The sequence below is a fragment of the Arthrobacter sp. TJ-240 genome, assembly GCF_058269195.1.
This window is the reverse complement of the sequence record NZ_JBZCNG010000003.1, coordinates 530057-550393: the sequence shown is the minus strand read 5'-3', so window position 1 is coordinate 550393 and position 20337 is coordinate 530057. Positions and strand designations below refer to the sequence as shown.

Below are 20337 nucleotides of genomic sequence, written 5' to 3'. Positions count from 1 at the left end.
CTAGTGCCGCGGTCGTGAGACGGCGCGGCTCACCACGGCGCTGTCGAGGATCTCGCCGAGGAGTTCCGTGGGCGCACCCGGGGGGAGGGGGACGCCGGGCCGGCCGGACAGGACGCCGGCATCGAGCCCTGCCAGGAAGAGCGAGCCGAAGGTCGCCGCCGTGTGCGGGGCAGCGAGAGCCGCCATCGGGAGCGGGACGGCGTCCTCGAACCCGCCATCCTCCTGCAGGTGCAGGAGGGCCGTTCCGACCACCGGGCGCCACGAGTAGGGTGCGCGGCAGAGCGTCGCCTCCTCCTCGGGGAGCACGTCGTCGATCAGTTCGTTGACGGCCTGGGAGACGAGGTCGGCGTCGTCGCCGTCGAGCGGGGCCAGGCCGTGCAGGTACGCGTCGAACTCGAAGTAGTCGGTGGGCCCGCCCATGGCGCAGTAGTGCATCCAGGTCTCGTACGCGGACAGCCCGGCGAAGTCCATCGCCGACAGGGTGTCGTCGTTCTGCATGTCATCAACTCCTCGTTCTGGCCGCTCGTATCTCCGATCCTTCCGGGTGCAGCTCAACTCAACCGGGTGGCCGGGCTCAGTTTTGCCGCAACCCGCCCGCCATACCTCAAGCCAGCCCGGAGAAAACACGCGGGACCGACACATCCGGGCGCGGGGCCGCACCGAATGCCGATCATCAGTGTCGGCGCCGATGAGGGCGGTTTCCCCGTGAAGGCAGTTCCCCAGCAGTGGTTGACCCGGCAGGTCCTCGCCGAGGCGGGCGTGGATCCCTTCGAGGTATGGGTCGTCTACGTCGGCCTCGGCGGTACGGGCGAGGGCCTCCTCGTGGACGGCTACCTGAGCGGTCTGCTGCCCGCCCCGCGCGCCGACCGCGACCTGATCGCCCGTGCCGTCAACGTCCTCGCCGAGGAACGGCTCGATTCCGGCGGGCGCGCACCCCTGCGCGGTGATCCGCTTTGGCAGGGCGCGGAGACCTTCGGTTCCTACCAGGACTCCAATGTGGTCCCGGCGGACCTGATCAGCCCCCTGGTCGGCGCGTCCGTCGCGGAAGCCCTGCGCCTGGAGTCGCTCGACCGCGCAGGGCTCCTGCAGGGCGCCGGCCGGAGGCAACTCGACGCCGTGACCGCGGAGGCTGCCCGGCGCTTCCCCGGCTGCGCGTCCTCGCTCGCCCTCGCCACGAGGAGGCACCACGTCGTCGCGTCCGCGGCCGGCAGCATCGGGCCGGCCGACGCGAGGGAGGCCTTCTTCTGCCACCGCACCATCGACGGTCCGGGGCCGTTCATCGTCACCGACGCCCTCCACGACCCCCGGGTGTCCTCGGACCCCCTCGTGGTCGGGGAACCCCACCTCCGGTTCTACGCGGGCTACCCCGTGCTCGGGCCTGGGGGCTGGCGCATCGGCTCCCTCTGCGTCGTCGCGGACCAGCCCCGGGGATTCTCCCTGGCGGACGCACGGTCCCTGCGGATCCTCGCGGCATCCGTGCAGGGCCTCATCGGCGTCTAGCGGCGGCCGGCCGCCGCCGAGCCCTCTCGGGCCGCGTCCCGTCAGTGGACGAGCTTGAGCCCGATCACGCCGCCGACGATCATGAGGAGGAACACGATCTTCAGCAGCGACGCCGGTTCCGTGCCCGTGGCCATCGCGTAGACGACGGTGAGGGACGCACCGATCCCCACCCAGACGGCGTAGGCCGTGCCGACGGGCAGGGTCCGCATGGCATAGGCCAGGCCTGCCATGCTCGCGACGATCGCGACGCCGAACACGACGGTGGGTGCGAGTCTGCTGAAGCCGTCGGACCTGCCGAGGGCGGTGGCCCAGACGGCTTCGAGGACTCCGGAGATCACGAGGACGATCCAGGCCATGATTCTCTCCCTGGGCCGTCTTGTCGCACACCGGGTACGGCACCCATCGTCCGGGAGGCGGCTCGTGACCGCCTCACCTCCCATGGTGGCACGCCTCCGAGCGGGCCGCACGGCCGGGAACGGTGATCCTGCACACCGGACCCGGGGGTCAGGCGACCGTGACCCGGCCCTGCTCCACGCTCCAGCGCCCGTCGAGGCGGACGTTCTCCAGCAGCCGGCGATCGTGGGTGACGAGCAGCAGGGCGCCCGTGTAGGACTCGAGGGCGTCCTCGAGCTGCTCGATCGCCGGCAGGTCGAGGTGGTTGGTCGGTTCGTCGAGGACGAGGAGGTTCACGCCGCGGGCCTGCAGCAGGGCCAGTCCGGCGCGTGTCCGCTCGCCGGGGGAGAGGGAGTCGACGACGGCGCGCACCTGATCGGCCTTCAGCCCGAACTTCGCGAGCAGGGTCCGCACCTCGCCCTGCGAGAGGTCCGGCACGAGTGCCTCGAACGCGGCGCCGAGGGGGAGGGCGTCGTCGAGCTGCCCGCGCGCCTGGTCGATCTCACCCACGGCGACGCTCGCGCCCAGGGCGGCGGCGCCGTCGTCGGGCTGCTGGTGACCGAGCAGGAGGCGCAGCAGCGTCGACTTGCCGGCGCCGTTGGGGCCCGTGATCCCGATGCGCTCGCCGGCGTCGATCTGCAGCGAGACCGGTCCGAGGGTGAAGCCGCCCTGCGTGACGGAGGCGTTGCTCAGGGTCGCGACGACGGCGCTGGAGCGCGGCGCCGCGCCGATGGTGAACTGCAGCTGCCACTCCTTGCGCGGCTCCTCGACCTCCTCCAGGCGGGCGATGCGCGACTCCATCTGCCGCACCTTCTGCGCCTGCTTCTCGGAGGACTCCGCGCTCGCCTTGCGGCGGATCTTGTCGTTGTCGGGGTTCTTCTTCATCGCGTTGCGCACACCCTGCGAGCTCCACTCCCGCTGCGTCCGGGCGCGTCCCACGAGGTCCTGCTTCTTCTCGGAGTACTCCTCGTACGCCTCGCGGGCGTGCCGCCGCGCCACGGCGCGTTCCTCGAGGAAGGCGTCGTAACCGCCGTCGTACACGGCCACCCTGTTCTGCGCGAGGTCGAGTTCGACGACGGTGGTGACGCACCGGGCGAGGAACTCGCGGTCGTGGGAGACGAGGACGACGCCGCCGCGCAGGTTCTGGATGAACGCCTCGAGGCGTTCGAGGCCGGCGAGGTCGAGGTCGTTGGTGGGCTCGTCGAGCAGCACGATGTCGAAGCGGCTGAGGAGGAGCGCCGCGAGCGCGACGCGGGCGAGCTGCCCGCCGGAGAGGGCCGTGGTGAGGGACGCGGGGTCGATGCCGCCGGCGACGTCCGCCAGCACGCCCGGCATGCGGTCCTCGAGGTCCACGGCACCGGACGCCATCCAGTGGTCGAGCGCGGCGGCGTAGGCGTCGTCGGCGCCCTTCGCACCGCTGCCCAGGGCCGCGGCGGCGTCCTCCATGGCGGTGGTCGCCGCCGTGGTGCCGGTCCGTCGGCCGATGTACGCGGCGACCGTCTCGCCGTCGAGCCGCTCGTGCTCCTGCGGGAGCCACCCCACGAAGGCGTTCGGGGGCGTGGTCCGCACGGTGCCCGCGAGCGGGGTGTCGGCTCCGGCGAGCAGGCGCAGGAGCGTCGTCTTGCCCGCGCCGTTCGCGCCCACCACGCCGACGACGTCACCCGGCGCGACCGTGAGGTCGAGCTTCGAGAAGAGGGTGCGGTGGGCGTGGCCCCCGGACAGGTCCTTCGCCACGAGGGTTGCAGTCATCCGTCCAGTCTAGGAGGCGCCGCACCGGCCCGACGAGCCGGCCCCGGCAGGGAGCGGGAGGACGGCAGCGCTGCGGACACCCACCCGGTCAGCCCGGGCGGCGGGCAGGGGCACGGGGCCGGATGCCGGTCAGGCGGCGACGCGCCGGATGCTGTACTCCTCGACGTGGAGGATCGCGCGGTGGCCGGTGGCGTCGTCGCGGATCCAGATCACACCGAGGGCCGCAGCCGTGTCCTCGACCCATCCGCGGTAGTGGACCTCGTCACGGCGGCGCGCCTCGATGAGCGTCCCCGCGCCCAGGTCTGCGAGGTCGAGGACGCGGGCGGTGGTGGTGGCGATGGCGGTCATCGGTGCTCCTTGGTGATCCTGGAAGTGGCCCGTCGAGACTGCGGGCCACTTCCATGATTCGGGAGCGGTGTTGCCGGGGTGTTTCGCGAAGGTTATCTTCTGCGGACGAGTCAGCGGACGACGTCGTACACGGCCAGCGCGATGCCGTTCGGGTAGACGGCGTGCTCCACGAGGGAGAGCGCCGTCGTGGTCGCCTGCGGCGCGTCGTCGAACAGTCGCTTGCCGGAGCCGAGCAGCACCGGGAAGACGAGCAGGTGGTACCGGTCCACGAGGCCCGCGGCCGCGAGGCTCTTCGCGAGGGTGCCGCTGCCGTGCACCAGGATGGCTCCGCCGTCCTCCTGCTTCAGCCGGGCGACGTCGTCCAGGGACCGCAGCACGGTGGTGTTGTTCCAGGTGGGGGCGGTCAGTGTGCTGGACACGACGTACTTCGGCATGGCGTTGTACTCGGCGAACTCGTCCATGGTGGGCCAGACGGGGGCGAACTCGTCGTAGCTGACGCGGCCCAGCAGCAGCGCGGTGGCCTGCTCCTGCTCGCGGTCCTTGATCTCGTACGCCGCCTCGTCGAACTCGATGTCCTTGAAGGTCCAGCCGGCGTGCGGGTGCTCGCCGCCGCCGGGCGAGTCGATGACGCCGTCGAGCGACATGAATTCGGTGACGATGAGTGTGCGCATGGTGTTCCTCTCCATGGTGGCGGATCGTCCGGCCCCACCGGCGCCGCAGGACGGCGAGCCGGTGCGTCAGATCGAACTGTAGACGGGCGGTACGTCCGGAACTCATCGGCGCGCCTGCGGAGCGCCGCCGGACCGCAGGTCGCCCGCCGGCCGTACCGTCCGGAATAGGTGCCCGAACGCACAGGTTATGCCGGCAGATCCCCTCGTCGACGGAAGGACCCCTGTGACCACGGTCTACGCACTGCACGAGAACCCGGAGTGGTTCCCGCCGTTCGCCCGCGCCTTCGAGGCCGAGGGCGTCGAGGTGGTCGAGTGGCTGCTCACGGACGGAGTGCTGGACCTCGACTCGACACCGCCGGAGGGTATCTTCTGGTCCCGCATCAGTGCCTCGGCGCACACGCGGGACCACGCCCTGTCCAAGGACTACGCCCGGTCCGTCCTGTCGTGGCTCGAGGCCCACGGGCGCCGCACCGTGAACGGGCGGCGCGTCCTCGAGCTCGAGATGAGCAAGGTGGACCAGCTGACCGCGCTGAGGGCGGCCGGCATCGAGACCCCGCGGACGGTGGCCGCCATCGGCCGGGAGCGCATCCTCGAGGCCGCCGAGGGCTTCGCGACCCCCTTCATCGTCAAGCACAACCAGGGCGGCAAGGGCCTGGGCGTGCGGAAGTTCGATTCGCACGAGGACCTGGCCGCCTACGTGGGCTCACCGGACTTCGAGGAGCCTCAGGACGGCATCACCCTCGTGCAGGAGTACATCCAGGCCGCCGAGCCCTTCATCACCCGCGCGGAGATCGTGGGCGGGACGTTCGTCTACGCCATCACGGCGGACACCGCGCGCGGCGGCTTCCAGCTGTGCCCCGCCGATGCCTGCGCGATCGACCCGGACACCGGCAGGCCGATCATGCCGCCCGGTGCCACGATCGCCCCCGAACCGGGCCAGCAGCTCTTCAGCCTCCGCGAGGGATTCAGCCACCCCGTGATCGCCCAGTACGAGGAGTTCGCGCGGCGCAACCGCCTCGAGGTGTGCGGCATCGAGTTCATCGAGACGGCGGACGGGCGAGTGCTGACGTACGACGTCAACACGAACACCAACTACAACGCGGCCGTCGAGGCGGTGGCCCCGAAGTCCGCGCCGCGGGAGCTCGCGCGGTACCTCAGGACGCTCGCCTGACGGCCGCACCGGCCTCGCCCCTCGGGCGCGGGCCTCGCCCCTCGGTCGCGGGCCTCGCCCGAGGGGCGAGCCCCGCGGTAGCGTGCTCCTACGGCCCGCGGCTGTCCCGCGGGGAGTGCCGATGGAAGGATGCAGCCGATGTCCCGTTTCACGAAGGACGGCAAGGTCAAGACCGAGACCCTCCCGAGTACGCTGCAGCGGTCCGACGAGAAGGCCCAGGACACGTTCGCGGCGACCCTCGACGCCGCCGAGGAGCAGTACGGCGACGGCGAGCGGGCGCGCCGCACGGCGTTCGCCTCCTTGAAGCACGGCTTCGAGAAGGTAGGGGACCACTGGGAGCCGAAGGCGCAGAAGGGGCCCTCGGACCAGCAGGCGGCCGGTGGGGGTGCCGAGGCACGACCCACGGCGGGTGGCGTGGACGCCAACGCCTCGAAGAAGCACCTCTACGACCTCGCGAAGGGACTCGACGTGCCGGGCCGTTCACGCATGTCCAAGGACGAACTCGTGGTGGCGCTGCAGAAGGCCAACGACCGGGAGACGCGCAGGGCACGCGAGGCACGGTAGGCGAGGGTTCGTGGGCCCATTACGCAACAAAAACATTTCGTAATCACCGACTCCTTAGGCTAGCCTTACTTCTAGTTCCCCGGAGGTCTCGAGCGAGGCCCCGCTCGTCCTAGAAGTCAAGGAGCCCCATGGCCCCCCGCCTGCGCGGCCTGATCGCCGCCGCCGCCGTCGTCCTCACGCTGTCCGCCTGCTCCACCGGCCCCGCCGACGGCGGCACCGCGGCCACCGGTGGCAGCAGCGCCACGGCCGACGCCGACGCCTTCCCCGTCACGATCGAGCACGCCTTCGGGGAGACCACCCTCACCGAGAAGCCCGAGCGCGTGGCCACCGTCTCCTGGGTCAACGCGGATGTGTCCCTCGCCCTCGGCGTCGTGCCCGTCGGCATGCCGGCGGATACCTACGGCGGCAACGAGAACCAGTCCACCCCCTGGAAGGACACCGCGCTCGAGGAGCTCGGGGCCGCCATCGGCACGGAGAACGCCCCGGCGCAGTACTCCGAGACGGACGGCATCGCCTTCGACGACATCGCCGCCACGGACCCGGACGTCATCCTCGCCGCCTACTCCGGCCTCTCGCAGGAGGACTACGACACCCTCAGCAAGATCGCGCCGGTCGTCGCGTACCCGGAGGTCGCCTACGGCACGGCGTGGCAGGACTCCACCCGCATCATCGGCGAGGCGCTCGGCCTGTCCGACGACGCCGAGCAGCTCGTGGCCGAGACGGAGCAGGCCATCGCCGACGCCGCCGCCGAGTACCCGCAGCTGAAGGGCAAGACCTTCATCTATGGCAACCTGGAGCCGGCCAGCGCCGAGGGCGTGAACGTCTACACCGCCAATGACAACCGCCCGCGCTTCCTGACCGAGCTCGGCATGGTGCAGGCGGAGGTCGTCACCGAGAACACCAGGGACTCGGAGGAGTTCTTCATCCCGTGGTCCGCGGAGCGCGCCGACGAACTCGACTCGGACGTGTTCGTCACCTGGGTGCCCGACGCCGCCACCAAGGACGCCATCGCCGGCGACCCGCTCCTCGGCCAGATCCCCGCCGTCGAACGCGGAGCGCTCGTGGCGGACAGCGACAACACCCTCACGCTCTCCATCTCGGCCGCCAACCCGCTGAGCCTCGTCTGGGCCCTGGACCGCTTCCTGCCGATGCTCGGCGAGGCCGCGGACAAGGCCTGACGCCGGCCGATTGCCCTTCGGCCGTATCTGGGCTGGAATGGGAGCGGATCGACAGCTCGTCCTACGAAGGGAAACCGATGGCCCAGTCGGAAATCAACAAACTCCAGGCGGCAACCGCCTGGGACAGCAACGGCAAGAAGCTCGGTGACGTGAACGACGTGCACCTCGAGAAGGAGTCCGGAATCCCTGCATGGATCACCGTCTCCCTCGGACTGCTCAACTCGCGCAAGCACTACGTGCCCCTCGCCAACTCCCGCTTCGAGGGAGACGCCCTCCACCTCGCCTGGACGAAGAGCACGATCGCCGACGCGCCCAGTGCGGCCAGCAGCATCCAGCTCTCGCCGGAGGAGGAGTCGGCCCTGATCGACTACTACAGGCTCCGCGACGGCGCCGACGCCTCGTAGGCCCGGCCGGCTCCGCTCCTGCGGAACGCACGAAGCCCCCGTCCGCGAGCGGACGGGGGCTTCGTGCTTTCCGCAGGGGCGGGGGCCCTAGAAGAGGTCGATGATCCCCACGATGTACCCGACGAAGTACAGCAGTGCCAGAAGCACGACGATCCCGATGATGGTGACCCAGAGCGCCTGGCGGCCCTTCGAGGGCTTCTCCTCGTCCGCGTGTCCCTGCTGCCAGGTGGTGCTGGCCTCTCCGGGGGGCGTCTCGCCGGGCGGGACACCGCCTCCGGGCTCCAGCCCCGTGATGTTGTTCTCCATGGGATCGGGGTTCCCCGCGTTCGAGGGATCCGGGCGTTCACTCATGCTGTCCTCCGCGTGGTTGGCCGGGTGATTCTGTTTCACCCTACCCCGCGGATCGTAAGGCTGCTTATCAACTGTTCGGTGCAGACCGGGCTGGACTACTGGCCGAGACCGGCGGTGCTGCCGCCGGTCGGGTCGAACGGCCGGTCCGTGGCGGGCCCGAGGGTGTCGCTGTCTGCCGGGGTCCCGCTTCCGGGCGGCAGGGCTCCCTCCTCGCGGGGTGTCCAGGACATCGTGATCTTCACGCCGTGCTCCGTGTCCGCCACGTAGAGGCGGAGGTCCTCGCCGATCAGTGCCTCGTGATGCACCGGATCTCCGGCCTCCCTGGCCATCTCCGCGAGGCGGCAGATGGCCACCGCCATCGCGCGCCCCCAGTCCTGCGGGTGCTTGCTCGTCGATTCTTCCGTCGCGCTGAATTTCCTGTCGGTCATCGCCGTCGTCTTCCTGCCGTGGTGTGAGGAATGAGACCTGCCCTTGGGGTGACAGCCACTGTAGCAGCGCGGTTCCGGGGCAGAACAGGCTGCTGCCGGGTACTGCTCCGCGTCGATCGGCGCCCGCGCTCCGCCCGGTTCCTCCGCCGCAGGGCACTAGCTGCGCAGGCCCGCCCGTGCCGCGTGCCCGATGACGGCACTGTACGTGGGGTAGGCGAACTTCACCCGGGCGAGCGTCGCGAGGTCCGTGCCGGCGGCCATTGCGGACGCCACCGCGGTGATGACCTCCACCGCGTTCTCCCCGACCGCGTGCGCCCCGAGGATCAGCTCCCGCCGCCGGTCGACCACGAGCTTGAGGAACCCCTGCTCGCGGTCGTCGATGATGGGGCGCTCGACGGCGGCGTAGGGCACGGTGACGGCGTGGCACTCGGCGTCGCGCTCCCTGGCCCTGGCCTCGGTGAGTCCTACGCCCGCGTAGTCGGGGTCCGTGAAGCCCCCCTCGGGCAGGAGGTGGTGCGGGGTGGTGCGCGTGGCACCCAGCACGGCGTTCTCGGCCGCCGTCTCGCCTTCGAAGACGGCCGCCTGCACGAGCATGCTGCTGCCGTTGGCGTCGCCCGCCACGAAGATGTGCGGCACGTTGGACCGCAGGTACTCGTCCACCGGGATGAAGGAGCGGGAGGTCACGACGCCGGCAGCCTCCAGGCCCAGTCCCGGCAGGTTCGCGGGCCAGCCCGCGGCCATGATGACCGCATCCACGGACCGGGAGCGCGGTGCGCCGCCCTGCTGCCAGGTGAGGTCCAGGCCCTTGCCGTCCGTGCGGATGCTGTCCACCCCGCCGATGCCCGTCTCCACCTGCACGCCCTTGCCGGTGAAGGCGGCCGTGACCGCGGCCGCGACGTCGTCGTCCTCCGTCATGAGGATGCGCGGCGCCAGGTCCAGCAGGAGGACCTCGGAGCCCAGGGCGTCGAAGATGGTGGTCATCTGGGCGCCGGTGTGCCCGCCGCCGATGATCGCCACCGTGCCCGGGAGACGCTCGAGGCCCAGCACCTCGTGCGGCAGCACCGCGAGCTCGGCGCCCTCGATGGGCAGGCGCCGGCCGCTCCCGCCGATGCACAGGATGATCGACGCGGCGGTCACCTCGCGATCGCCCGCGACGACCGTGTGCTCACCCGTCAGCTCGGCGTCGCCCTCGATCAGCTCGATGCCGAGGCGCTCCATGGTGGGTCCGTACCCCTTCGCGTCGAGCACGCGGGCCACGGTCGCGTGGACGCGCTGCACGGTCTTGTCCCAGTCGACGGACGGCGCGTCCACCACGATCCCGTAGTCGTACGCCGTCCGGACCTCGCGGAACAGGCGTGCCGTCTTGGCGAGCACACGGGTGGGCACGCAGCCGGAGTTCACGCAGGTGCCCCCCAGGGCCGAGCGCTCCACGACGGCGGTGCGCGCCCCCAGTTCGGCGGCGCGCGTGGCCGCCGCCATTCCGGCGGGTCCGCCGCCGATCACGAGGACGTCGAACGTGTAGTCCATGGAACACTCCTTCGGTCTCTTCCGGGGGCTCGTCCCATCCTGCACGGCTGCAGCCGGGGCCACAATGCACCGCCGCCGCGGACGCCGCATGCTGCCGCCGGCATCCCCCTGCGCCTAGGATCGAAGCTCACTCGATTCGAACGGATGCAGATGCCTGGGCACGCTGGGGAGCGGTCACGCTACACGCTGACGGATGACGGCGATTTCCTGCGCCTGCGCTGGGCCGCGGGGGTCGTCATCGAGGCGGACGACGTCCGCTCGACGACGGCCGCCGTGACGGCGGCGTCTCGCGCCGGCAGGCGCCCGCTCCTGGTGAACATCGGACTGGTCGACGCGATCACCCGGGATGCCCGGCGCCTCCTCGTCGAGGACACCTGCTCGCTGCGCACGGCGGTGGTGGGCGTGGACGAGGTGGGCAAGGTGCTCACGGCCTTCAACTACCGGTCGGCGACGCCGAGCAGGTACTTCACCGCAGAGGCCGAGGCGATCGCGTGGCTGACCGGGAGGGCCGAGGGCGGAGAGACCACCAGCCGGGAGGCCGCCGATCCCCACCCGTTCCGGGCCCGGATGGAGGACGGCATCCTGATGGTCGAGTGGGACCGGGGCACGAGCGTGACCGCCGACGCGGCGGAATCGCTGGTCGCAGCAGCGGCAGCCCTGAATCCCCTCCGGCGTCCACCGATGCTCGCGCTCAACAACGACATGGTGTCCCTCACGCGCGAGGCGCTCGACGTGTTCGCGGAGCGGCTGGGCGTCTGCGCGCTCGCCATCGTCGGAGCGGAGGGTGACAGGACGATCGCCAGGTACTACAAGCAGCTCCACGCGCCTCCCTATCCCACGAGGTTCTTCGCCTCCACGGCCGCCGCCCTGCACTGGCTGACCCGGATGGACACGTCCTGAGGAGGATCCGCGTGACGCGTCCGTCGGGCGCGGCCGACCGACGGGATTCCCCGGCGTAGGCCGATCCGGCCTACCGTGGAGACGGTGAGTACCCAGTCTTCAGGAGGAACCGCATGAGAACCGTCAAGGCCTACGCAGCCCCATCCGCCACGGACCCGCTCGTCCCCACGACCATCGAGCGCCGCGACGTCGGCCCGCACGACGTGCTGATCAAGATCGCCTACGCCGGGATCTGCCACTCCGACATCCACACGGTCCGTGGCGAATGGGGGCCGCAGCAGTACCCGCTGACCGTCGGCCACGAGATCGTCGGGATCGTGGAGGAGGCCGGGACCGAGGTGACCCGGCACAAGGTCGGCGACCGCGTGGGCGTAGGATGCATGGTCGACTCGTGCCGTGAGTGTGCCAACTGCCTGCAGGGCGAGGAGCAGTACTGCCTCAACGGGAACGTCGGCACCTACGCCGGCGTGGACCGCGACGGGACGATCACCCAGGGCGGCTACTCGACGCACATCGTGGTCGTCGAGGACTTCGTGCTGTCCGTCCCGGAGAGCATCCCCTACGAGGCCGCCGCGCCGCTGCTCTGCGCCGGCATCACCACCTACTCGCCGCTCGCCCACTGGAACGCGGGCCCCGGCAAGAAGGTCGCCGTCGTCGGACTCGGCGGTCTCGGTCACATGGCCGTCAAGATCGCGCACGCCATGGGCGCCGAGGTCACGGTGCTGTCGCAGACCCTGAGCAAGCAGGACGACGGCAAGCGCTTCGGTGCCGAGCACTACTACGCCACCAGCGATCCCGACACGTTCAAGCAGCTCGCGAGCAGCTTCGACCTCATCATCAACACCGTGAGCGCGAAGATCGACCTGGACGCCTATCTCTCGCTGCTCCGCCTCGACGGCACCATGGTCAACGTGGGTGCTCCCGCGGACGCGCTGCCCCTGCACGTGTTCACCCTGTTCAACCAGCGGCGCTCGTTCGCCGGCTCCGGCATCGGTGGCATCCGCGAGACGCAGGAGATGCTCGACTTCTGCGCCGAGCACGGCATCGCCCCCGAGATCGAGCTCGTCTCCGCCGATGCCATCAACGAGGCCTACGAGCGCGTGCTGTCCTCCGACGTGCGCTACCGCTTCGTCATCGACACCGCAACCCTCGGGTAACCGGCAGGACAGCAGGACAGCAGGACGCCGGGCGGGGCGGGCACCAACGGATGCCCGCCCCGCCCGGTGCCGGACCAGCCCCGGGCCGGGGGAAGCAGCAAGTATGCTGGCCATCGGCGGCCGGTCCCGGCCGCGCTCCCGGTCCATCGAGGCTGGACACGGGTGCCCGGTGGACAGGCAGGATGGGTGACAGGCGCATGCAGGTGGTCGCGCGGACGCTGGTGGCGCTTCCTCCCGTGTCCCTCCATGCACTGTTCGCCGTGCTGCTCGCCGCGGCCGCGATCTTCGGCCGCCACACCAATCTCGAGTCCTCGGGCCTCGCCCTGGTCTGGCCCGCCGCGGGCATCAACTTCCTCTGGGGTCTCTGGGCTTCCCGGACCCGCCGCGACCTCGCCGTGGCCCTCATGGCGACCCTGCCCCTCCTGGCCGTCGTCAACCTGGCCACCGGCCTCAGCCCGGCGCTCGCGCTCGCGGTCGCCTTCGGGAGCATGGTGCAGACGGCCGTGGCCGCCGCCCTCTTCCGGCGACTCGTGCCGGGCCTCGCCATCCGGTCCGTGGGGGACTACCTCCGGCTCGGCGGGGTGGCCGTCGCCGCCTGCTCGGTGGGCGCGCTGTTCATCGTCGCCGGCAGTGCCCTCGACGGTATGGCCGAGCCGATGGCGGCCTTCATCCCCTGGCTCGTCCGCCACGCCGTGTCCCTGACAGCGCTCGGGTCCCTCGGCATCGTCCTGGCCTCGAACCTCAGGGCCCGGGCCGACGGCGAGGTGCCTACGCCGCTCTCCGCGGCGCGCCGCGGAGAGTACGCACTCCTCGTCCTCGTCTCGGTGATCCTGTACACCGCGACCTTCGGGACCGCCGCGGCCCTGCCGATCGCCTACATCACCATCCCCGCCCACATGTGGGCCGGGCTCCGGCTCCGCGCGGGGTGGGCCATGCTGCACGGCCTCCTGAGCGGCGCCTTCCTCGTCTTCTTCACCCTCGCGGGCCTCGGGCCGTTCCAGGAACTCGGACCGGGAACCGCGGCATACGTGGCGCAGTCCTTCATGTTCATCGCCTTCTCGCTCTCGGCGGTCCTCGCCCTCAGCATGGACGAGCGGCGCCGACTGATCGCCAGCCTGTACCGTGCCACGGAGGAGGCCAGGGCGGCCGCGGAGCTCCGGGACCTCGTGATCGGCAGGATGAACGACGGCGTCCTCGTCGCCGGCCCGGATCGGCGCCTGATCTTCCAGAACGGGGCGAGCGAGCGCTGGCTGGGGCCGGGCACCGCGCGGCCCGGGGAGGTATGGCGGCGGGACTACGAGGCCACCACCGTGCGCGGGGAGCCCGTGACCGACGAGGACAACCCCCTGACCCTCGCGCTGCAGGGAACCGTCACCGAGCGCATGGACCTCGACCTCACGCATCGCACGGGCGAGGTCACGCACCTCTCGGTCGACGCCGTCCCCCTTCCCGGCGGACGCGGTGCGGTGCTCGTCATGCGCAACGTGACGGGGGAGCGCCTGTACCAGCGCGATCTCGGGCGGTTCGCGTCCGTCGTCGCACACGATCTCCTGACGCCGCTCACGGTGTTCGACGGGTGGCTCGAGCTGCTCGAGGACCCGGATCTCCCGCCCGCCGAGAGGCAGGCCAGCATCGAACGGCTCCAGCAGGCGAGCCTGCGCATGAGGACCCTCATCCGCAACCTGCTCGCGTACAGCCTCGCCAAGGAGGAGCGGCTCACCGCGTCCAGGATCGACGTCGGCCGACTGGTGGAGGGCATCATCGACCTCCGCACCGCGCTTCCGGGGACACAGCTCCCCGACGTCGCCTTCACCGTGGACGCGCCCGATCCCGTCTACGCCGATGAGCGGCTGTTCCTGCAGCTCATGGAGAACCTCGTGGGCAACGCCATGAAGTACGGGAGGACGGACGGCACGGGCGAGGTGACCGTGGCGACGAATCCGGACGCCTCGACCGGGCAGACTCTGGTCCACGTGCGGGACAACGGGATCGGGGTTCCCGAGGGCGATCTCGAGCGGGTCTTCGAGGAGTTCCACCGCTCCGAGAACGGGCTCGGGCAGGCCACGGGCACCGGTCTGGGGCTCGCCATCTGCCGCCGCATCGCCGAGGCCCACGGCGGATCCATCAGCGTCCGGAACCTCGAGGAGGGCGGCGCGCAGTTCACGGTCAGCCTGCCGGGGGCGCCGGACCAGCTGCCGGAGGGCATCCCGCTGGTGAGCGCCGAGCACACCCCCCGCGTCCCGGCGCCCTGACGCGTGCGACCGGGCGCGGACGACCGGGCGACCGGGCGACCGGGCGACCGGGCGGACTGTACGACCGGGCGGCTATGCGTCCGAGCGCGGGTACAGCTTCGGCGAGCCGCCCTGGCCCCTGCCCGCACGCAGACCCGCCAGGACCTGCGCCATGGCCTCCCGCGAGGAGTGCCTGGCCTCCCAGCCGAGGACGTCCCGCGCCCTCGAGGTGTCCATGACCGGGCTCTGCGACGCCATGTCGATCCAGCCCGGATCCGTCCGCTGGAGGCCCAGGGCCCAGCTGGCGCCGACGATCCACCGCAGCAGGCGCACCGGGAAACCGATGACGCGACGCGCGTTCAGCAGGTCGGCGACACGCTCCGGAGTGAGCTCGGGCTCAGCGGCGATGTTGAAGCCGCCCGAGGCGCGGCGAGCGACGACGCGCCAGTAGGCCTCCGCGACGTCGTCGGCGTGCACCGCCTGGAAGACGAACGACGCCGGGATGGGCAGGAGGGGCAACGGCAGCCCGCCGAGGAGCACCTTGGGCACGAGCGGCCCCAGGAAGTAGCGGCCTATCTCGCTGCCGGCCCGGCCCTGGAAGATCAGCCCGGGCCGGAGACGCGCCACCGGGATCTCGGGGTGGTCGCGCTCGAACGCGTCGAGCAGCCGCTCCTGTTCGGCCTTGTGGCGGCTGTAGTGCGAGGAGTCGATACCTCCGGTGGGCCAGGACTCGTCCTTCCGCGTGGCCTTGTCCGCGGCGGAGTAGGCACCGACCGAGGAGGCGCAGACGAACTGGCGGACGCCTGCGGCGCCCGCCGCGGCGAGGGCGTTGGCCGTGCCTGTGACATTGGTCCTGTGCATGGCCGCTTCGTCGCGGTTCGGCTGGATGGCCCACGCAAGGTGGATGACGGCGTCGACGCCGGCGAGGGCGAGGGTCAACGCCTCCCGGCCCTCGTCCGTGCCGATGTCGATCGCGTGCCAGTCCACGCCGTCGTACGGAGGTCGGGACGTGTCCGGCACCGTACGGGCGACCGCGGTGACCGTGATGCCACCGGTGTCCGCGGAGGTGTCGTAGCCGGAACGCTGGATCGCCTCCCGGTCGCCGGCGGCGCGCTGGAGCCGGGAGAGGACCGCCGTGCCGACATTGCCGGTGGCGCCGATGACTGCGATACGCATGTGTACTCTCCTGGGCCGAATGGTGCCGGTCGGCGGGTGTGCCGATCCGGACTGGACTGGTAAGCAAGCTTATGGTGCAGTTGAAGCAGACGTACAGCAGCACGAACGCCCCTTCCCGGGGCCAGATCCGGAGGTATCCGTGAGCAGCAACAGCAGGGTGGGCAGCGAGCCGCAGAGCGACGCGGCGAAGAAAGCCCGGACCGCGCCCGACCCGAACGATCCCCGCAAGCCGGACGATCCGAACGACGTCAAGAAGCCGGCCTGGAAATACGTGTTCAAGCGCGCCGTGAACGAGTTCGGCAAGGACCAGTGCACCGACCTCGCAGCCGCGCTGACCTACTACGCCGTCCTCGCGATCTTCCCCGGCATCCTCGCCCTGCTGTCCCTCCTGGGGCTCTTCGGGCAGGCGCAGAACACCACGAACCAGGTCCTGGAGATCATCGGCCAGTTCGCTCCGCCGGAGACGCTCGAGACGATCAGGCCCACCATCGAAGGGCTCGCCTCGAACCAGGCCGCCGGCCTGACCTTCGTCATCGGCCTCGTCGGTGCCATCTGGTCGGCCTCGGGGTACGTCAACGCGTTCTCCCGCGCCATGAACCGCGTCTACGAGGTGGAGGAGGGCCGGGGCTTCATCAAGCTGCGCCCCCAGATGCTGCTCATCACGGTCATCGTCCTCGTCCTCATCGTGGCGATGGGCCTGATGCTCGTGCTGTCCGGCCCCGTCGCCGAGGCCGTCGGCAACACCATCGGCCTGGGCGGTACTGCCCTGGTCATCTGGAACATCGCCAAGTGGCCCGTCATGCTCCTCTTCGCCGTCCTGATGATCGCCGTGCTGTACTACGGCGCCCCCAACGTCAAGCAGCCCAAGTTCCGCTGGATGAGCCTGGGCGGCTTCATCGCCCTGATCGTCCTGGCGATCACCACGGCGGCGTTCTCCCTCTACGTGGCCAACTTCGGCAGCTACGACAAGACCTACGGTGCCATCGCCGGCGTGATCGTCCTGCTCCTGTGGATCTGGCTCGCGAACATCTCGCTGCTGTTCGGTGTCGAGTTCGACGCCGAGATGGAGCGTGGGCGCCAGCTGCAGGGTGGTATCGAGGCGGAGGAGAGCATCCAGCTCCCGCCGCGCGACTCCAAGGCCGCCGAGAAGAAGGCCGAGAAGCACCTCAAGCTCGTCCGGGAAGGGCGCGAGCTCCGCGAGAAGTACGGGCGGGAGTCCGCACAGCGGTAGCTCTGCGGACCCACTCCCGTCAGGAGGCCCGGCCACGCTCTTCGGCCGGGCCTCCTGCATGCCCGCGGCCTAGACTGGCAGCATGACCGACACCGAGCAGGCCGACACGTCCGAGCACAGCACCAAGGGGTCCTACGTCACCGGTGGCAAGGAGTTCACGCGGGACACGCAGTACATCGAGACCCGGATCACGCGCGACGCCGCCGACGGCTTCCCCGTCGAGGCCGGACGGTACCGGCTCATCGCCGCCCGGGCCTGCCCCTGGGCGAACCGGACCATCATCGTCCGGCGGCTCCTCGGACTCGAGGACGCGATCTCCCTCGGCACTCCCGGCCCCACCCATGACAGCCGCTCCTGGACGTTCGACCTCGACCCCGACGGTCGTGATCCCGTGCTCGGTATCGAGCGTCTCCAGGAAGCCTTCTTCAGGCGGGACCCGGACTACTCCCGCGGCATCACCGTGCCGGCGATCGTGGACACGACCACCGGCGCCGTGGTCACCAACAACTTCCCCCAGATCACCCTCGACTTCTCGAGCGAGTGGAAGGACTTCCATCGCGAGGGCGCTCTCGACCTCTACCCGGAGCCGCTCCGCGAGGAGATCGACACCGTGAACCGGCGCGTCTTCACGGAGGTCAACAACGGCGTGTACCGGTGCGGCTTCGCGGGCTCGCAGGACGCGTACGAAGCCGCCTACGACCGCCTCTTCGCTGCCCTGGACTGGCTCGAGGAGCGCCTGAGCTCACAGCGGTTCCTGGTGGGGGACACCATCACTGAGGCCGATGTGCGCCTCTTCACCACGCTGGTCCGGTTCGATCCGGTCTACCACGGCCATTTCAAGTGCAACAGGAACAAGCTGACGGAGATGCCGGCATTGTGGGCATATGCCCGCGACCTGTTCCAGACACCCGGTTTCGGCGACACGATCGACTTCGAGCAGATCAAGCAGCACTACTACATCGTCCACGAGGACATCAATCCCACGGGCATCGTGCCCAAGGGTCCGGACCTCGCGGGGTGGACGACGGCGCACGGCAGGGAGGCGCTGGGCGGACGGCCCTTCGGGAACGGCACCCCGCCGGTTGCCGTCTAGGGCGCCGGACAGGCCGGCGAGCCCTCCCGGCCGCACGTCCCCTCGCCGGATTAGGGAACGAACTCGTTTCTTAATTGCTCGGAGCATAGGCTAGCCTTACCTCAGACCGATTGACCGTCTGAGGGAGGCACCATGGCAGTCCAGGCCACCTCCCTGCGCCCTGGTCCTGCCGGTGACGGCCCCGCCCGTCGCCGGGCGTCGACCTCCAGGACCCTCGCGAAGCTCGTCCTCACGGCGTTGGTGCTGCTCGCGGCATGCCTCGCCTCGCTCACCATCGGGGCACGCTCGGTGGGTGTGGGCACCATGCTGGACGCCGTCACGGCATTCGACCCCGCCAACGGGGATCACGCCGTGGTGCTCTCCCGTGTGCCGCGCACCGTCGTCGGACTGCTCGTCGGCGCCGCACTCGCGACCGCCGGCGCCGCGCTGCAGGGCGTGGCCCGCAACCCGCTGGCGGACCCGGGCATCCTCGGCATCAACGCGGGCGCGTCCCTCGCCGTCGTCCTGGGCATCTATGTCCTCGGCCTCAGCAGCGCCTCCGGGTACATCTGGTGCGCGTTCGCCGGAGCCGGCGCGGCTGCGCTGCTGGTCTATGCCGTCGCGAGCCTCGGCCGGGAGGGTGCGACGCCGGTCAAGCTCGCCCTGGCGGGCGCGGCCCTCGCCGCGGGCCTCGGGAGCCTCACCAACGCCGTCCTCGTCTCGAGCCAGGAGACGCTCGACGCGTTCCGCTTCTGGCAGGTCGGCACGCTGTCCGGGCGCGGCTGGGACGTGATCGGCGCCGTCGCACCCTTCCTCCTCGGTGGCCTCGTCCTAACGCTCGCCACGGGCAAGGTCCTCAACAGCCTGGCACTCGGCGACGACGTGGCCCGCGGACTCGGGCAGAACGTGAACCTGGCACGCGGCGTCACGGCCCTCGGGGTCGTGGTCCTGTGCGGTGCCGCCACGGCCGCGGCCGGACCGATCGCGTTCGTGGGCCTCGTCATCCCGCACGCGGTCCGGCTCGTCGTCGGCGCCGACTACCGCTGGATCCTGCCCTTCTCCGCGCTCCTCGGGCCGGTGCTGCTGCTCGGTGCGGACGTCCTCGGCCGCGTCGTCCTGCCCCCCGGTGAGGTGCAGGTGGGCATCATGACCGCCGTCGTGGGAGCGCCCTTCTTCATCTGGCTCGTGCGGCGTCGGCGGATGGCCCAGCTGTGAGCGCGTCGCTCGAGCACGCTGCCGTCGAAACCGGACGCCCGCTGCATCCCACCGCGCACCTCGTCGCCGCCCGTGCCCGTCGCCGGAGGAGCACGGGGCTGCGGCTGTCCACGGCGGCCGTCGTCGTCGTGGTGCTCTTCGCCATGGACGTCCTCCTCGGCTCCTACACCGTGACCATCCCCGACTTCTTCCGGATCCTCGGCGGTGCGGACATCCCGGGGGCGAGCTTCATCGTCCTGGAGAACAAGCTGCCGCGGGCCGTGATCGGGCTCCTGATCGGTGTGGCTTTCGGTATCGCCGGGTCGGTCTTCCAGACGATGCTGCGCAACCCGTTGGCGAGCCCCGACATCATCGGCATCAGCTACGGCGCGAGCGCGGCCGCGGTGACGGCGATCGTGCTGTTCGGTGCCGCGGGAGCCGCGGTGTCCGTCTCGGCACTGCTCGGCGCGCTGATGGTCGCGGCCGCGATCTACCTCGTCTCGCGGCGCGGGGGAGTGGCCGGTTACCGGCTCATCCTCGTGGGCATCGGGTTCGCCGCGGTGCTGCACGCTGTCGTGAGCTTCCTCATCACCCGCACGGACCTGCGCACGGCGAGCGAGGCCGTGCTGTGGCTCGGCGGCTCGCTCAACTCGAGCACCTGGGACCGCGCCACCGTGCTGGTCGGCGCGCTCGTGGTGCTGCTGCCGGCAGCCGCGGTCCTCGCGCGCAACCTCCGCGGCCTGGAACTGGGCGACGACGCCGCCGCGGGACTCGGGATCCGCGTCGAGGCGTCCCGTCTGGGGCTGATGGCCACCGCCGTGGCCCTCGCTGCCGTCGCGACCGCCGCCGCCGGCCCTGTCGCCTCCGTCGCGTTCCTGTCCGAGCCTATCGCCCGCCGCCTGCTCGGCAACCGGCCGTCGCTGGCCATGGCGGCCCTCGTCGGCGCGGTCATCGTGCTGGGCGCGGACTTCGTCGCCGCGAACCTCGTGCCCGGGACGTCACTGCCGGTCGGCATCGTCACGGGCGCCCTCGGTGCGCCGTTCCTGCTGTGGCTGCTCGCCACCGCCAACCGTTCCGGCCAGGGAGGCTGAC

General features: G+C 70.9%; 21 protein-coding genes and 1 riboswitch. Of the genes, 12 read left to right on the top strand and 9 right to left on the bottom strand.

The window, feature by feature from the left end; all coding sequences use genetic code 11:
- Positions 1-498, bottom strand: a complete 498-nt coding sequence (locus AC4D2C_RS10870; RefSeq protein ID WP_490914757.1) for a hypothetical protein — start codon at positions 496-498, stop codon at positions 1-3.
- Between the two features lie 165 nt (positions 499-663).
- On the opposite strand from AC4D2C_RS10870, the gene AC4D2C_RS10865 reads away from it, so the two are divergent.
- The gene (locus tag AC4D2C_RS10865) at positions 664-1500 is read left to right on the top strand and encodes a hypothetical protein (RefSeq protein ID WP_490914755.1); all 837 of its coding nucleotides are present in this window, start codon (positions 664-666) and stop codon (positions 1498-1500) included.
- A 41-nt stretch (positions 1501-1541) separates the two neighbouring features.
- Here the strand turns inward: AC4D2C_RS10865 and AC4D2C_RS10860 are convergent, their stop codons facing one another.
- The 4 genes from AC4D2C_RS10860 to AC4D2C_RS10845 form a co-directional block, all read right to left on the bottom strand.
- On the bottom strand, positions 1542-1856 hold the full coding sequence (locus tag AC4D2C_RS10860) for a DMT family transporter (protein WP_490906544.1): 315 nt from the start codon (positions 1854-1856) through the stop codon (positions 1542-1544).
- Between the two features lie 9 nt (positions 1857-1865).
- Positions 1866-1934, bottom strand: a riboswitch (guanidine-III (ykkC-III) riboswitch).
- Positions 1935-2004: 70 nt separating this feature from the next.
- On the bottom strand, positions 2005-3642 hold the full coding sequence (locus AC4D2C_RS10855) for an ABC-F family ATP-binding cassette domain-containing protein (protein WP_490914754.1): 1638 nt from the start codon (positions 3640-3642) through the stop codon (positions 2005-2007).
- 129 nt (positions 3643-3771) lie between these two features.
- Entirely contained in the window at positions 3772-3990 is a 219-nt protein-coding gene (locus AC4D2C_RS10850) for a hypothetical protein (RefSeq protein ID WP_490914752.1), read from the bottom strand.
- Between the two features lie 110 nt (positions 3991-4100).
- A complete protein-coding gene (locus AC4D2C_RS10845) occupies positions 4101-4661 on the bottom strand; it encodes a dihydrofolate reductase family protein (protein WP_490914751.1) in 561 nt (186 codons plus the stop codon).
- Between the two features lie 187 nt (positions 4662-4848).
- Here AC4D2C_RS10845 and AC4D2C_RS10840 point away from each other — a divergent pair, with 187 nt between their 5' ends.
- From AC4D2C_RS10840 to AC4D2C_RS10825, 4 genes are all read left to right on the top strand, one after another.
- Positions 4849-5832, top strand: coding sequence for an ATP-grasp domain-containing protein (locus tag AC4D2C_RS10840; RefSeq protein ID WP_490914749.1), 984 nt, complete (start codon positions 4849-4851; stop codon positions 5830-5832).
- A 138-nt stretch (positions 5833-5970) separates the two neighbouring features.
- A complete protein-coding gene (locus tag AC4D2C_RS10835) occupies positions 5971-6396 on the top strand; it encodes a ChaB family protein (RefSeq protein WP_490914747.1) in 426 nt (141 codons plus the stop codon).
- A 128-nt stretch (positions 6397-6524) separates the two neighbouring features.
- Complete coding sequence (locus AC4D2C_RS10830) at positions 6525-7574, top strand: iron-siderophore ABC transporter substrate-binding protein (protein WP_490914746.1); 1050 nt, start codon at positions 6525-6527, stop codon at positions 7572-7574.
- Positions 7575-7651: 77 nt separating this feature from the next.
- On the top strand, positions 7652-7978 hold the full coding sequence (locus AC4D2C_RS10825) for a PRC-barrel domain-containing protein (protein ID WP_490914744.1): 327 nt from the start codon (positions 7652-7654) through the stop codon (positions 7976-7978).
- Between the two features lie 87 nt (positions 7979-8065).
- Here AC4D2C_RS10825 and AC4D2C_RS10820 read toward each other — a convergent pair whose 3' ends face one another.
- The 3 genes from AC4D2C_RS10820 to AC4D2C_RS10810 form a co-directional block, all read right to left on the bottom strand.
- Entirely contained in the window at positions 8066-8329 is a 264-nt protein-coding gene (locus AC4D2C_RS10820) for a DUF6480 family protein (protein ID WP_490914742.1), read from the bottom strand.
- A 95-nt stretch (positions 8330-8424) separates the two neighbouring features.
- The gene (locus AC4D2C_RS10815; protein ID WP_490914740.1) at positions 8425-8757 is read right to left on the bottom strand and encodes a hypothetical protein; all 333 of its coding nucleotides are present in this window, start codon (positions 8755-8757) and stop codon (positions 8425-8427) included.
- A gap of 156 nt (positions 8758-8913) precedes the next feature.
- Entirely contained in the window at positions 8914-10284 is a 1371-nt protein-coding gene (locus AC4D2C_RS10810; protein WP_490914738.1) for a dihydrolipoyl dehydrogenase family protein, read from the bottom strand.
- A 150-nt stretch (positions 10285-10434) separates the two neighbouring features.
- On the opposite strand from AC4D2C_RS10810, the gene AC4D2C_RS10805 reads away from it, so the two are divergent.
- The 3 genes from AC4D2C_RS10805 to AC4D2C_RS10795 all read left to right on the top strand — a co-directional run bounded on the left by AC4D2C_RS10805 (position 10435) and on the right by AC4D2C_RS10795 (position 14593).
- Complete coding sequence (locus AC4D2C_RS10805) at positions 10435-11184, top strand: DUF7793 family protein (protein WP_490914737.1); 750 nt, start codon at positions 10435-10437, stop codon at positions 11182-11184.
- Positions 11185-11297: 113 nt separating this feature from the next.
- Positions 11298-12341, top strand: a complete 1044-nt coding sequence (locus AC4D2C_RS10800) for an NAD(P)-dependent alcohol dehydrogenase (protein ID WP_490914735.1) — start codon at positions 11298-11300, stop codon at positions 12339-12341.
- Between the two features lie 182 nt (positions 12342-12523).
- The gene (locus AC4D2C_RS10795; protein WP_490914732.1) at positions 12524-14593 is read left to right on the top strand and encodes a sensor histidine kinase; all 2070 of its coding nucleotides are present in this window, start codon (positions 12524-12526) and stop codon (positions 14591-14593) included.
- A gap of 72 nt (positions 14594-14665) precedes the next feature.
- Here AC4D2C_RS10795 and AC4D2C_RS10790 read toward each other — a convergent pair whose 3' ends face one another.
- On the bottom strand, positions 14666-15748 hold the full coding sequence (locus AC4D2C_RS10790; protein ID WP_490914730.1) for an NAD-dependent epimerase/dehydratase family protein: 1083 nt from the start codon (positions 15746-15748) through the stop codon (positions 14666-14668).
- A gap of 139 nt (positions 15749-15887) precedes the next feature.
- Between AC4D2C_RS10790 and AC4D2C_RS10785 the strand changes: the two genes are divergently transcribed.
- The 4 genes from AC4D2C_RS10785 to AC4D2C_RS10770 all read left to right on the top strand — a co-directional run bounded on the left by AC4D2C_RS10785 (position 15888) and on the right by AC4D2C_RS10770 (position 20336).
- Positions 15888-16979 (top strand): YihY/virulence factor BrkB family protein, encoded by a 1092-nt coding sequence (locus tag AC4D2C_RS10785; protein WP_490914728.1) that lies wholly within the window; start codon positions 15888-15890, stop codon positions 16977-16979.
- A gap of 82 nt (positions 16980-17061) precedes the next feature.
- The gene (locus AC4D2C_RS10780) at positions 17062-18072 is read left to right on the top strand and encodes a glutathione S-transferase family protein (protein WP_490914727.1); all 1011 of its coding nucleotides are present in this window, start codon (positions 17062-17064) and stop codon (positions 18070-18072) included.
- 132 nt (positions 18073-18204) lie between these two features.
- Positions 18205-19266, top strand: a complete 1062-nt coding sequence (locus tag AC4D2C_RS10775; protein ID WP_490914725.1) for a FecCD family ABC transporter permease — start codon at positions 18205-18207, stop codon at positions 19264-19266.
- Between the two features lie 98 nt (positions 19267-19364).
- Entirely contained in the window at positions 19365-20336 is a 972-nt protein-coding gene (locus tag AC4D2C_RS10770; RefSeq protein WP_490914816.1) for a FecCD family ABC transporter permease, read from the top strand.
- The last annotated feature ends 1 nt before the right edge of the window (position 20337 follow it).